This window comes from Aquimarina sp. U1-2 (assembly GCF_017897595.1).
In the GTDB taxonomy this organism is placed as follows: domain Bacteria; phylum Bacteroidota; class Bacteroidia; order Flavobacteriales; family Flavobacteriaceae; genus Aquimarina.
Genome location: NZ_JAGKIK010000014.1, coordinates 1 through 15213, shown reverse-complemented (window position 1 = coordinate 15213; position 15213 = coordinate 1). Strand labels below are relative to the sequence as shown.

The following is a 15213-nucleotide window of genomic DNA, read 5'->3' as shown; positions in this document are numbered from 1 at the left end:
TCATACTTATCATTAACCATGAATTACATAAAGAAAACAATACCATTATTAACACTTATACTTTTCAATTACAGTTATTCTCAATTTAATGAAACTCCTGTTTTTGATCCAAGCGTAACTCCTGTTTTTTACCCTGATATGGTAACTGCATTTGATTTAGATGGAGATAATGATACAGATATTATTTTCGAATCAGGGGATAAATTAAGATGGTTTGAAAACGATAAAGGAGACTTTGAATCACCTAAGATTTTAATAGAAAATATACGTGACATAAAAACTATTGAAGCTAAAGATTTAGATAACGACAATGACTTAGATTTAATAATTTTTATTCCGAGTAGACGTAATAATACAATAAGAGTGTATGAAAATTTAGGTGACGGAATTTTAGGCGATGAAAAAACAATAAATATAGGTTACCCTTTTGCAGGAGGAAGTTTAAAAAATTTGATCGCTACAGATATAGATGGCGACAACGATAATGACATAATCTTGGTCTTGCACTCTGGTATTTTCTGGATTGAAAATATAGATGGTAATGGAAATTTTGATATATCTAATATGTCATATATCTCCGTAAAAACTCCAGAGTACATGATAGCAAAAGATGTCGATTTTGATAATGATATAGACATAGTTGCTCATTCCAACGAAGAAGTTTTTTGGATAGAAAACAAAGGCAATGCAACTTCTTTTGTTGATCAAAATATTTCAACTTATCGAAATGAAGTTAGAGCAATTACGGTCTTAGATATTGATAATGATGATGATATCGATGTTGTAACAGCTATAAAAGTGGGAAGAAATGATGAAAAAATTGTTCTATCAAGAAATCAAAAAGATAACGGAGGAAACTTTACTAATCAAGAGATCCTTAGCTCTACAAATGGAGAAGATGTTCCTAGACAAATTTTTTCGTCAGATATTGATAACGATGGAGATTTAGATATTTTATATAAATCATTTGAGAGAACTATGTGGATTGAAAATGTAGATGGTCAAAACTTTGACAAAAACCATCTAATCTCTAAAGGTTTTAGAGGAGTTAATTTAATTCCAGCACATTTAGATGGTGATGGTTATAAAGATATTATATCTTTTAACACTGTAAGATATTATACAATTGCTTGGCAAAAAAATTTAGGTAATGGTATATTTTCTAATTACAATGTGCTAAATATAGTACCTTTTGAAGCTTATCAGGTACTCGGTGCTGATTTTGATAATGATGGAGATCAAGACTTAGTCTCCATTTCAGAAAATCCAATTTTTTCTAATGAATATGGGAATTTATCATGGTATGAAAATAGAGATGGTAATGGAAATTATTCTTCTCAAAAATTAATTTCATCTGATTTAGGAATAATAGATGCTTTTGGAACCACAGCAGTTGTTGTTGTAACTGGGGATATTGATAGTGATGGTGATATTGATATTGCTGCAACATACGGAAAAACTATAGTATGGTATGAAAATATAGATGGTAATGGAAATTTCATTGATCATAGGCGCCTTGTTGCTAACGAGCAGGTTAAAGCAATTCAAATAGCTGATATCGATGGCGATAATGACAATGATTTTATAATAACACCATCAGACTTTGGAGAAAATAAAGTGTCGTGGTATGAAAATATAGATGGTAATGGAAAATTTGCTGAATTTCCTAACGAAATAAGCATCTCGTTAGATCTTCATGAAACAGATCAGGTTATAGCTTCAGATATTGATGGAGATAATGACTTAGATGTTATATTTGATACTGATAGTCGTTTATACTGGTATGAAAATACAGATGGTAAAGGAAATTTTACTCTAAATAATGATACTTCGTTGATTTTGGTTTTAAATAGTATAGAATCTTTTGCTGTTGAAGATATAGATGGAGATAATGATTTGGACATTTTATCGGTTTCTAGCAAAGAAGACAAAATATATTGGAGCGAAAATTTAGATGGAAATGGAAAATTTGGTACGGCTAACGTAATTTCATCTGATCTAATAGGGGGCAATTTTGTTGTTGCAGGTGATATTGATAATGATGGAGATAAAGATATAATTGCTGCTGCTTCTTTGTATAATAAAAGTAGCTGGCCTGTTGGAACTACCGATTTCTTAAATAAAATTGTTTGGTATGAAAATATTGATGGAAACGGTAGTTTTGGTAATAGTCAAATAATTACTGAAAATATAGATAAAGTAGAACACTTATATTTATCTTATATTAATAAAGATAAAAAAATTGATATAGCATCTGCTTCCAGTAAAGATAAGAAAATAGCTTGGTTTGAGAATAGGATCATTAATGAGTTGGATTTAGATGATGACGGAGTAGACAATGATATAGACCTATGCCCTAATACCTCTATCGGAGAAACAGTAAACCCAAATGGATGTTCGCAAAGCCAAATAGATGATGACAACGACGGTGTTACCAATGATATAGACCTATGTCCTAATACCCCTATCGGAGAAACAGTAAATTCCAATGGATGTTCGCAAAGCCAACTAGATGATGATAACGACGGTGTTACCAATGATAAAGATCTATGTCCTAATACCTCTATCGGAGCAACAGTAAACTCCAATGGATGTTCGCAAAGCCAACTAGATGATGACAACGACGGTGTTACCAATGATATAGACCTATGTCCTAATACCCCTATCGGAGAAACAGTAAATTCCAATGGATGTTCACAAAGCCAACTAGATGATGACAACGACGGTGTTACCAATGATAAAGATTCCTGCCCTACTACTCCTTTAAATACTGAGGTTGATAATTTTGGTTGCCCTATAGCTTTTCAATTGCCTCCAGATAATTTCAAAATTAGAAGTATTGGAGAAACTTGCATAGGTAAAGGTAATGGTCAAATACATATCAATACAACAGAAGTCTATGATTATGCTGTTACTGTCGGTGGTAAAGAGTACACTTTTGATTCTGATCTTTTGATAGAAAATCTTAAACCAGCTCAATATGAAATTTGCATTACAATTCCTAAATATCCGGAGTACGAACAATGCTTCAATTCGATTGTAGCTGCTGCAACGCCAATTGATGGTAAATCTACAACTCTACAAAATAGCACAGACCCGGTAGAGATGGTAAAAATTACCTCTGGAACCCCACCCTATGCTATTTTTATAAACAATAAAGAGGTTTTCAGTACCGATGTATCTGTATTTTCTGTAAAAGTTGCACATGGAGATCGTTTGAAAGTAGCTACCAAAATTGCTTGCGAGGGAGTATATGAGAAACAAGTTATTCTCGACAACCATAAAACTTTAGTTTATCCCAACCCAACAAAAGAAAAATTATCTGTTTTTATTCCGAATAATAGTAAAAGTCATACTGATATCGCGATATACGATACAAAAGGACAACTAATATTGTCTGGGTTATATGAAATCAAAAACAACAAAATTGAAATTTCTTTACTTGAATTATCTAAAGGAATATATTTCATGAAAATCAAGGCAAACGAACCAAAATTTATAAAAATAATAAAACAATAACGATGAAATTGATTTTAAGCATCATAGCCTTAAGTATGGCTTTGTTTTCTTGTAGTACAGATTCTAATAATGATATTGCCCCTGCTCAACAAAACAATGCTCCTACAGTGCCTAAATTGGTATATCCAAAAAATAATTTGTTATGTACAGAAAACACTCTTGATTTTAAGTGGGAAGTCTCAACAGATAGTAATAATGACGAAATTACCTATCAAATAGATGTAGCAAAAGATAATCAATTTTCAGAAATAATACTTAACGAAAATACTTCTGCTGCCACTCATACTTTCACATTAGAAAAAGGGTTTCCCTATTATTGGAGAGTAAAAGCCATAGATGCTGAAAATGCTTCTAGTGAGTACTCAACAACTTTTAGCTTATTTACTGAAGGTGAAGGGATTGAAAATCATGCTCCTTTTTCTCCGATGCTGATTCAACCTGCATTAAATTCGAAAAACGAAGCAGGAACACTTATTTTAGAATGGACAGCAAATGATGCTGACGGAGATGCCTTAACCTATGATGTATATGTTGACACTGTTACACCTCCTGTTTCGATAGTTTCTTCTGATCAAGAAGACACCACTTTCACCACGATTATTGAAAGTACAAAAAAATATTACTGGAAAATCGTTGCAAAAGATGAAAATGGAGCAGAATCGATTGGGCAAATTTGGACTTTCATTTCAGAGTAAACATATATTAAAAATCGATTAAGATATTGAAAAATAGAGCTTGAAAGTATATACACCTTGAATTTATGGTTTAATAGTATGCTTTCATAAAGCACTTATAGCTATATTAAACCTTATCGAAATTTTCGTTATCTTAATCCTTATAAAGCTTACACATGCAACGCCCTATTATCTGTTGCTGCCAGTGCTGCTTCTTTTACGGCTTCAGCAAAAGTAGGATGTGCATGCGACATTCTAGAAATATCTTCTGCAGAGGCTCTAAACTCCATAGCCGTAACTGCTTCAGCTATTAAATCTGCGCATCGTGCACCTACCATGTGTACCCCAAGCACCTCATCTGTATTTTCGTCTGCCAAAATTTTGACAAAACCATCCAAATCAGCGCTTGCACGAGATCTTCCTAAAGCTCTAAATGGAAATTGACCTGCTTTATATTGGATCCCAGCCTCTTTCAACTCTTCTTCGGTTTTACCTACAGCAGCCACTTCTGGCCATGTATATACCACGCCAGGAATTAAATTATAATCTATATGTGGTTTTTGTCCTGCAATAGTTTCTGCTACAAAAGTACCTTCTTCTTCGGCTTTATGAGCAAGCATTGCTCCTTGTACTACATCCCCTATGGCATAAATAGTTGCAACGTTGGTCTGTAGATGATCATTTACTTCAATTTGCCCCTTATCGTTGATCTTAACTCCGGCAGCTTCTGCATTTAATCCATCGGTAAAAGGACGTCTTCCAACAGAAACCAAACAATAATCACCTTTAAACTCTGCCGAGTTTCCTTTCTTATCATCAGCAGTAATCGTTACCTCTTTGGCACCAGACTTTAAAGCAGTAACTTTATGTGAAGTATAGAACTTTACTCCTTGCTTTTTTAAGACCTTTTGCAATTCTCGAGACAACGACTTATCCATCCCGGGTATAATTCTATCCATGTACTCTATTACAGAAACCTCTGCTCCTAATCGACGATAAACTTGTCCTAATTCTAAACCTATCACTCCACCCCCAATAATAATCATATGCTTAGGAATTTCTTTTAATTTTAAAGCTTCGGTCGATGTGATTACTCGCTTTTTATCAATTTTAATGAAGGGTAGCGTCGCAGGTTTTGATCCTGTTGCAATAATGACATGCTTAGCCTCAATGGTCTCTTTTTTAGCATCATTTTTGGTAATATCGATATGTGTAGCATCTTTAAAAGCTCCTACCCCCTCAAAAACATCAATATTGTTTTTCTTCATTAAAAAACTAACTCCGTCACACGTTTGATCCACGACTGCTTGCTTGCGTGCAATCATTTTTTCCAAATTAATTTTTACATCTCCCGGAATCTCAATTCCGTGATCTGAAAAATGTTTTATAGCGTCTTCATAATGATGAGAAGAATCTAATAAAGCCTTACTGGGAATGCAACCTACGTTAAGACACGTTCCGCCCAGGGTTTTGTATTTTTCGATAATGGCTGTTTTCATTCCGAGTTGTGCGCAACGAATTGCGGCCACATATCCACCAGGTCCCGAACCTATTACTGCTACATCATATGTACTCATACGCTATACTTATATTGTAAATACTATTTTGTTTTTTCCAAAAAAATGAACAATCCCATGGTAGAGCCATTATAATCCGAATCAAGATCGCTTTGCATTGGCAATCAATAAACTAGATCATTTTGACCTTGTCTCTAAAAAACTTAGTCTCTGTTCACTACACCCTGAGCGCTGCCTCAAGAGGATTTTATTCATTAAAATATCCCGTATACTTACGGGATACACAAAGGTACAAATGTTTTATTTCTTATCGAAGCACTCATCTTATCAAATTTTTATTAAAAATGATTAGACGTACTGCTGAAAAGTCATACATTTAACTCAAAATATGAGCGGTGAAATTTGTCTATGCTTTTGATTGGTTTTTATAAAGAAGAACTAATTTGAAACATTAGCCTTAAATTACAAAGAACCATGCGTTATTTAGTTACACTTTTTCTAGTAATTATACTTATTTTATGGAGTTCATGTCGTAACGACTTTGAATCTGATCCTAGCAGCGGTAATTTAGAATTTTCGACAGATACGTTGTTTTTAGACACTATTTTCACCAACATTGGATCCAGTACGTATAGTTTCAAAGTATATAATCGTACGAATGATGATTTTACCATCCCTGCTATCGCTTTAGAACGAGGATCTACTTCAAATTACAGGCTAAATGTCGATGGTATTGCAGGAAAATCTTTCGAAAACATACAGGTATTGGCAAAAGATAGCATCTTTATTTTTGTAGAAACTACAACCGATATTACTGATCAAACATCAGAATCTGAGTTTTTATATACAGATCGCATACTTTTTGATCAAGCTAATAATCAGCAGGATATCGACTTGGTTACCCTTATAAAAGATGCTACTTTTCTATTTCCGTCGAGAAATACGATGACTGGTGAGGTAGAAACACTTTTATTAGGAGTAGATAGTCAAAATAATGAAATCAGAATTGAAGGTTTCTTTCTTAGCGATGATCAACTTAGATTTACAAACGAAAAACCTTATGTTATCTATGGATATATTGCCGTACCTGAAGGTAAAACACTTACCATAGATGCCGGGGCTAGAGTTCATTTTCATGCCAACTCTGGGATCATTGTTGCAAATGCTGCTACCTTACAGATAAATGGGGAATTAAGTATCGATCCTGAACGTCTGGAAAATGAAGTAATTTTTGAAGGAGATCGATTAGAACCTCTTTTTAATAATATTCCCGGGCAGTGGGGAACCATATGGCTTACCGCAGGCAGCACAGGTCATACTATTAATCATGCGACCATAAAAAATGCGACCGTGGGGATATTAATGGACTCGAACGATGGAGGTTTGAATCCCACACTCACCGTAACAAACTCTCAAATATATAATAGCTCGAATGTTGGACTTTTGGCACGCGCCGGAAACGTTTTTGCAGAGAATTTAGTCATTAATAATGCCGGACAAGTATCTTTAAATTGTTCTCTTGGAGGTACTTATAATTTTAATCATTGTACATTTACAAACTTTTCGAGTATAGGCACAGGTTTTCGAGATTTACCCGCAGTACTTATTGATAATAATATTGCTATAAGTGAGTCTGAAGTCCTGGTTGCTGATTTGGTTGAAGCTAATTTTACAAATACTATCATCTATGGAGATCAGAATATCGAAGTATTGTTTAATAAAGTTGAAGGAACCACATTTAATTACAATTTTAAAAATTGTTTAATCCGATTTAATGACTTTAATGATACGCTTATCAATGACCCGATGTATGATTTTACAAATATGGATTTATTTGAAGATGTCATTTTAAATGAAGAACCAGAGTTTAAGGCTCCGTTTGACAATATGCTCAGTATTGGGGAAAATTCTGCAGCAAATGGAAGAGCTGCTACTCCAACTTTAGGTTTCGACATTCTAGGAATTCCAAGAAATACGATAGCTCCAGATATTGGAGCTTATGAAAGTATTTCTTTTGACTAAAGTGATATCAATTTGGGCATTTATAAGACATCTATGATATATTTTAAATCAGTATTGTCCGGTTAAAGAAAATAGACCGCTGCGCTGCTAGAAAATAGAACAAAGACTAATTTGTAAATACTTGTCTATCATGGTTTTTGAAGTAAAGGCAATTCAGTTTCAAAATAAGTTGTCTAAATTTTAAAAAAGCAAGGTGTCTTTTCTATAAACTCATAATTTCTTAATGGCAATAGCGATTTTCAGAGCTTATCAACTTTTTTATTGGACAACAATGATTTTAAACAGATATCATGACTCCGACTATGAATTCATATATTTTTACTTCAAAAAGACTAGGTTTCAGAAACTGGAAAGATACTGATGTCGACATTTTATCCGAAATTAATAACGATGATGACGTCATGGAATTTTTTCCTTTCAAACCCTCTAAACAAGATACAAAAAAGTTTATTGAAAATATGCAACGCATGCAAAGTGAACAAAAATTTTGCTATTTTGCTGTTGATGTTTTAGAAACCAAAGAATGTATAGGATTTATTGGTCTCTGCCTACAAACCTATCTTAAAGCACCCAAATCTTTTGTAGACATAGGCTGGCGGCTCAAAAAAAGTAGCTGGAACCAAGGATACGCTACCGAAGGTGCAAAAGCTTGCTTAGCATATGGTTTCAACACTATCGGATTACGAGAAATATATGCAGTTGCTCCTAGTATCAATAAAAAATCAGCAATAATTATGAAAAAAATTGGGATGCACTATGTAAAAACCTTCAACCATCCTAAACTCTCTGGCTATGAGAAATTAGAATCTTGCGTTCTATACTACATTTCAAAATCAGAATTACAATAATTACAACCTAAGCCACCTAGCTAAGAGAAGTAAAACGAATATAATTAACTCACAAACAAAGGTTTATCTGCCATCATCGCATTAACTTCATCTGCAACACCATGTAGTGCTTCTTCGTTTTCCACATTTTGAATCACTTTGTCAATTAGAGTTACGATAGCACTCATATCTTCTTCTTTAAGTCCTCTGGTAGTTACAGCTGCAACACCAATACGAATACCTGATGTTACAAAAGGTGATTTATCATCAAAAGGAACCATATTTTTATTGACAGTGATTTCGGCAATACCCAAAGCTTCTTCAGCTTGTTTACCGGTAACGCCTTTATTTCGTAAATCGATCAACATCATATGATTGTCGGTACCATTAGAAATAACTTTATATCCTTTATTCACAAAAGCTTCTGCCATTACAGCAGCATTTTTCTTTACCTGTACAATATAATCCAAAAACTTATCACTCAACGCTTCACCAAACGCGATTGCTTTAGCTGCTATGATATGTTCTAAAGGCCCACCTTGATTACCTGGAAAAACGGCGCTGTCTAATAGTGAAGACATCATACGTTTTTTACCATTCTTAAGTGTTATACCAAAAGGGTTTTCAAAATCTTTACCCATAATGATCAATCCTCCACGAGGCCCTCTTAACGTTTTATGAGTGGTCGTGGTCACTATATGGCAGTGCGGTACAGGGTCTGCAATCACACCTTTGGCGATAAGACCGGCCGGATGTGCAATATCGGCCAATAATAAGGCATCTACGCTATCTGCAATCTCTCTAAATTTTTTGTAATCTATTTCTCGAGAATATGCCGAAGCTCCGGCAATAATGAGTTGCGGCTTTTCTGCTAAAGCAATTTCTTGTATTTTATCATAGTTTAATCTTCCTGTATCCTCTTCTACTCCATAAAATACCGGACGATAAAGTTTTCCTGAAAAATTAACAGGGGACCCATGGGTCAAGTGACCACCATGTGAGAGATCAAAACCAAGGATTTTATCTCCAGGATGTAAACATGCATGATACACAGCAGTATTGGCCTGAGAACCAGAATGGGGCTGAACATTTGCATATGCTGCGCCAAACAATTCTTTGGCACGATCTATAGCTATTTGTTCTACAATATCTACCACTGCACACCCCCCATAATATCTTTTACCAGGATAGCCTTCGGCATATTTATTAGTCAATACCGAGCCTGCGGCTTCCATTACTTGTTCACTAACAAAATTTTCTGAGGCTATTAATTCTAATCCGTTGATTTGACGCTCTTTTTCGTCCTGAATTAAATCAAATATTTGTTCGTCGCGTTGCATGTATTCCTGATTTGTTAATAAAGTGGCAAAAATAAGGAATACATCTTTGATATGCACTTAAACAATCCCTAATAAATATAAACAACTTGTTCACAGCTTTTATTATTTTTCTTGCATTTCAGCATACGAAAAACACTTTTTGTACTATCGTGAAACATATCATTCATTTAAAAACCCTATAGAAACGAATGTTATACCATATCTTATCATTTTTTTATACATTTTTCACAAAATAAAAATTCTTTAACCGCTCGAAAATTATATATTTGATTTAGAAGAATAACCCAAAACGTTTAAAAGAACTATAATGCCAATAACAGCGAATAATCCAGATAGAAAAACCTGGATCAAAACAAAACATCACACAGATTTTCCGATTCAAAACATTCCATTTGGGGTTTTTTTAACTAGAGATGACATTATAACTATCGGAACCAGAATAGGCGATACTGCAATTGATTTAGGTGCATTACATCAACTTGGTTATTTTGATGGCATACCGCTTACCGATGATATTTTTTTACAAGATTCGCTCAACGATTTTATTTCTGATGGAAAAAAGACATGGAGATTGGTGCGTAATCGTATCGCAGAAATATTTGACGAAAAAAACGACACCTTAAAAAACAATAAAAAACACCGTCAGGAAGTGCTTTTCTCGCTAGACGAAATAGAAATGCAACTTCCGGTTAGTGTTGGCGATTATACCGATTTTTATAGCAGTATAGAGCATGCTACGAACGTAGGCACGATGTTTAGAGGTAAAGATAATGCCTTGATGCCCAACTGGCTGCATCTTCCGGTAGGATACCATGGCCGTAGTAGTTCTATTATTCCTTCAGGAATACCAATACATCGGCCACAAGGTCAAAAACTCACTAATGGTGCAACAGAACCTATTTTTGGTCCGTCACGACTGGTTGATTTTGAGCTCGAAATGGCTTTTATCACTACTGATGCTAATCAACTTGGGGAGCCCATCCCGATACAAGAAGCAGAAGACTATATTTTTGGATTGGTTCTATTTAACGACTGGAGCGCCAGAGATATTCAGAAATGGGAATATGTTCCTCTTGGTCCGTTTTTGGGCAAAAATTTTGCATCCTCTATCTCTCCTTGGATAGTAACTCTTGATGCGCTTGAGCCCTACCGGACGGCGGGTCCGAAACCTGTTAAAGAGCAATTACCGTATCTTCAATACGAAGGGGCAAAAAGTTTTGATATTCATTTAGAAGTAGCAATTCAACCAAAAAATACAGAAGAAACTGTGGTTTCTAAAAGCAATTTTAAACATATGTATTGGAATATGGCGCAACAATTGGCACATCATACCGTAAACGGTTGCCCTGTTAATTCTGGAGATATGATGGGCAGTGGTACGCTATCCGGACCTACTCCGGATTCTTATGGATCCATGCTGGAATTGAGTTGGAAAGGAGAAAAACCTGTTCAATTAAAATCTGGTGGTAGTCGTAAGTTTATTGAGGATAACGATACCGTAATTATGCGAGGATTTTGTGAGAAAGACGGTGTACGTATTGGTTTTGGAGAAGTATCTACAACGTTGCTTCCCGTATTCAAAAAATAAAAGTAGTGTAGGCTCTAGTAAAACCTCGAAAAATTCAATTTCGAGGTTTTTGTTTATACATTTATATACCTCTTAGTGTGCACAGGTCACCTTTACCGTGTAAAACAGGTTTAGTGTGCAGCATAATACTACAAATATTGATGTAATACTTGTGGAGTGATTGTACTATGTGATGCATGATGCACAGCTTCTCCATTACGAATAACTATAAATTGTGGCGATTCATGAAATATCCCAAATCTTGCAGCAATTTCTGAAGACACATCCCTGTAAGCCAATAGATCTAAATAATAGAGATCAATTTGATTTTCCGGAACATCAAAACTAGCTTCAAAATTACGAATCACCATACCACTAATACCACATCGGGTTGAATGTTTAAATATGGCTTGGGGGATGGTTTTCGAAGCTTCAGCTATAGCTTCTAACTGATCGATTGTTGTTAAGTCTTTCCATGGTAATTTTTTCTTTTGTTCTTTGTCCTCATTTTTTTCTGAATTGAAAAATTTATCAAATATTCCCATTTTTTTACCATTTATTTCATACAAAATTAGGTAAATCATTTTTAAATTGAGACTAATTTCAAAACAGTTCCTTAGAAGTAAATCACCTCGGTGACAAGCTCACGAGGTAATACATCCTTTTAAAGCGCTAATAAAAATGTCAAAAAGTCAGTTTATCTATAAAATATCGAGACATTTTGTCTCTTCTTGATAAAAGGAATATGATTTGATTCTCTATCATGAACTTAAAAAAAAAATAATGAATTTTAATAATCTTACTATAAAATCACAAGAAGCCATACAGCAAGCACAACAACTTGCACAAGGCTTAGGGCATCAACAAATAGAAAATGAACACTTGTTTAAAGCTATCTTTGAGATCGATGAAAACGTACTTCCTTTTTTACTAAAAAAGCTGAATGTAAATATTCAAATCTTACAACAAGTACTAGACAGTACGCTAGAAAGTTTCCCTAAAGTTAGCGGTGGAGACATTCAGTTATCTCGAGAAGCCGGGAAGACACTTAATGAAGCAAGTATCATCGCAAAAAAAATGAACGATGAATATGTAGCTATAGAACATCTGGTCATTGCGATATTTAAATCGAAAAGCAAAATTTCACAGATACTTAAAGATCAAGGTGTTACCGAAAAATATTTGACTGAAGCCATTAACGAAATACGCAAAGGTGAACGAGTTACCTCGCAAAGTGCCGAAGAAACATATCAATCACTAAACAAATACGCCAAAAATCTCAATGAAATGGCTGAAAGCGGAAAGCTAGATCCGGTTATCGGTCGTGATGAAGAGATTAGAAGAGTACTGCAAATTCTATCTAGAAGAACAAAAAACAACCCCATGTTGGTAGGAGAACCCGGTGTAGGTAAAACCGCCATTGCCGAAGGACTCGCACATCGTATTATTGCAGGGGATATCCCAGAAAATCTAAAGGATAAACAAATCTTTTCTTTGGATATGGGCGCATTAATTGCAGGCGCAAAATTTAAAGGTGAGTTTGAAGAAAGACTTAAAGCTGTTGTAAAAGAAGTGACTGTGAGTGATGGTGATATTGTTCTTTTTATTGACGAAATACACACTCTTGTAGGTGCAGGTGGCGGACAAGGAGCCATGGATGCCGCCAATATTTTAAAACCTGCCCTTGCTCGCGGTGAATTGAGAGCCATAGGCGCTACCACTCTGGATGAGTATCAAAAATATTTTGAAAAAGACAAAGCGCTAGAAAGACGTTTTCAAAAAGTAACTGTCGACGAACCCGATACCGAGAGTGCGATTTCCATACTTCGAGGAATCAAAGAAAAATATGAAACACATCACAAAGTTCGTATTAAGGATGAAGCAATTATTGCGGCAGTAGAACTATCACAACGATACATTACCAATAGATTTCTACCTGATAAAGCGATAGACCTTATGGACGAGGCTGCATCAAAGCTTAGAATGGAAATTAATTCGAAACCTGAAGAGCTAGATGTATTGGATCGAAAAATGATGCAACTCGAAATTGAGATTGCCGCCATAAAAAGAGAAGATGACGAGGCTAAACTTAAAGCATTAAATGCAGACTTGGCCAATATTAAAGAAGAAAGAAATGAGATCTTTTCGAAATGGCAAAGTGAAAAAGAAGTGGTTGACGCTATCCAGAACACGAAAACAGATATTGAAGAATTTAAACTCGAAGCAGAACGGGCAGAGCGTAATGGTGATTATGGTAAAGTAGCCGAAATCAGGTACGGAAAAATCAAAGAGTCTCAAGAAAGGCTGGAAGATTTACAACGACAATTGCAAGAACAGCAAAGCACTTCGTCGCTCATCAAAGAAGAAGTGACCAATGATGATATTGCAGAGGTGGTCGCCAAGTGGACGGGTATCCCGGTTACCAAAATGTTACAAAGTGAGCGGGAGAAATTATTACACCTCGAAGCAGAGTTACAAAAACGCGTGGTAGGTCAAAAAGAAGCTATTCGGGCAGTGAGTGACGCAGTTCGTAGAAGTCGTGCCGGATTGCAGGATCAAAAAAAACCTATCGGCTCCTTTCTGTTTTTAGGAACTACAGGTATAGGAAAAACCGAGCTGGCAAAAGCTTTGGCAGAATATCTTTTTGACAATGAAGCCGCCATGACCAGAATTGATATGAGTGAATATCAAGAACGACACTCGGTAAGTCGATTGGTTGGGGCACCTCCGGGATATGTAGGTTATGATGAAGGAGGGCAACTTACAGAAGCTGTGCGTAGAAAACCGTACTCGGTAGTGCTACTTGACGAAATTGAAAAAGCACATCCAGATACCTTCAATATTTTATTGCAAGTTTTGGATGAAGGCCGACTCACTGATAATAAAGGAAGAACAGCAGACTTCAGGAATACGATTATTATCATGACCAGTAATATGGGTAGCCATATCATTCAAGAAAAGTATGAAGCTATAAAAGATATGGATACTGCTATGGAAGCTGCCAAGATAGAAGTTTTGGGATTACTGAAACAATCTGTACGACCAGAATTTTTGAATAGAATTGATGATATCGTTATGTTTTCACCCTTAACTCAGGAAAATATAAAGGAAATAGTACAGCTTCAGCTTCAACATGTATCTAAAATGTTATCGCAACAACATATTACTTTAGATGCCACCGAAGAGGCTATTGAGTTTTTATCAGAAAGAGGCTTTCAACCAGAATTTGGTGCACGGCCGGTAAAACGAACCATACAGAAAGAAGTACTCAATAAATTGTCAAAAGAAATCCTTGCAGGAACCATATCTACTGAAAGTATCATCTTACTTGATGAATTTGATGACAACTTGGTTTTTAGAAACCAGGCAGATTTGGTATCTTAAGATACCAATTTTAATAACAAAAACACCTCGTGAGCTATCTCACGAGGTGTTCCTTCAAAAGATTCTATTTTTTTTGGACTGGCTATTCTCGTAGCATCTTCTATTGTGATAAACTGTTATACAAGTTCTACTCTAAACCCGGTTTATGCATTAGAATTTCGTTATGAGGGTTGAAAATGCCACGACAAAGCATTGCTTTGGGCGAGACGTAGCGTTGGAAGAGTGTTTTCTAAGTTTCAGCATAGCATTCTATGATAAAAACAAGTTTAAAGAGTTGATCTTATCAACAATGTTAACAAGCATATTTTAAAACATCAACATATTCCGTACCTCTGTTTACTACTGCAAATATTCTTGATACCA

9 protein-coding genes are annotated in these 15213 nt (G+C 35.2%); 6 read left to right on the top strand and 3 right to left on the bottom strand.

Annotated elements, in window-relative coordinates; translation table 11 throughout:
• The first annotated feature begins 18 nt into the window (after nt 1-18).
• On the top strand, nt 19-3519 hold the full coding sequence (locus J8281_RS15495; RefSeq protein ID WP_210198561.1) for a T9SS type A sorting domain-containing protein: 3501 nt from the start codon (nt 19-21) through the stop codon (nt 3517-3519).
• Between the two features lie 2 nt (nt 3520-3521).
• On the top strand, nt 3522-4214 hold the full coding sequence (locus tag J8281_RS15490; RefSeq protein WP_210198560.1) for a hypothetical protein: 693 nt from the start codon (nt 3522-3524) through the stop codon (nt 4212-4214).
• A 149-nt stretch (nt 4215-4363) separates the two neighbouring features.
• On the opposite strand, the gene lpdA is transcribed toward J8281_RS15490, so the two are convergent.
• Nucleotides 4364-5770, bottom strand: coding sequence for a dihydrolipoyl dehydrogenase (gene lpdA, locus J8281_RS15485; protein WP_210198559.1), 1407 nt, complete (start codon nt 5768-5770; stop codon nt 4364-4366).
• 414 nt (nt 5771-6184) lie between these two features.
• On the opposite strand from lpdA, the gene J8281_RS15480 reads away from it, so the two are divergent.
• Together J8281_RS15480 and J8281_RS15475 are read left to right on the top strand one after the other, a co-directional pair.
• On the top strand, nt 6185-7732 hold the full coding sequence (locus J8281_RS15480) for a hypothetical protein (protein ID WP_210198558.1): 1548 nt from the start codon (nt 6185-6187) through the stop codon (nt 7730-7732).
• Between the two features lie 302 nt (nt 7733-8034).
• A complete protein-coding gene (locus tag J8281_RS15475) occupies nt 8035-8580 on the top strand; it encodes a GNAT family N-acetyltransferase (protein WP_210198557.1) in 546 nt (181 codons plus the stop codon).
• 44 nt (nt 8581-8624) lie between these two features.
• On the opposite strand, the gene glyA is transcribed toward J8281_RS15475, so the two are convergent.
• Nucleotides 8625-9899 (bottom strand): serine hydroxymethyltransferase, encoded by a 1275-nt coding sequence (gene glyA / locus J8281_RS15470; protein WP_210198629.1) that lies wholly within the window; start codon nt 9897-9899, stop codon nt 8625-8627.
• A 307-nt stretch (nt 9900-10206) separates the two neighbouring features.
• Between glyA and fahA the strand changes: the two genes are divergently transcribed.
• Nucleotides 10207-11487, top strand: coding sequence for a fumarylacetoacetase (gene fahA / locus J8281_RS15465; protein ID WP_210198556.1), 1281 nt, complete (start codon nt 10207-10209; stop codon nt 11485-11487).
• A 128-nt stretch (nt 11488-11615) separates the two neighbouring features.
• Here fahA and ytxJ read toward each other — a convergent pair whose 3' ends face one another.
• Nucleotides 11616-12011, bottom strand: coding sequence for a bacillithiol system redox-active protein YtxJ (ytxJ, locus tag J8281_RS15460; RefSeq protein ID WP_210198555.1), 396 nt, complete (start codon nt 12009-12011; stop codon nt 11616-11618).
• A 238-nt stretch (nt 12012-12249) separates the two neighbouring features.
• On the opposite strand from ytxJ, the gene clpB reads away from it, so the two are divergent.
• Nucleotides 12250-14850: an ATP-dependent chaperone ClpB gene (gene clpB / locus J8281_RS15455; protein ID WP_210198554.1), complete on the top strand. Its 2601-nt coding sequence runs from the start codon at nt 12250-12252 to the stop codon at nt 14848-14850.
• Nucleotides 14851-15213 lie beyond the last annotated feature (363 nt).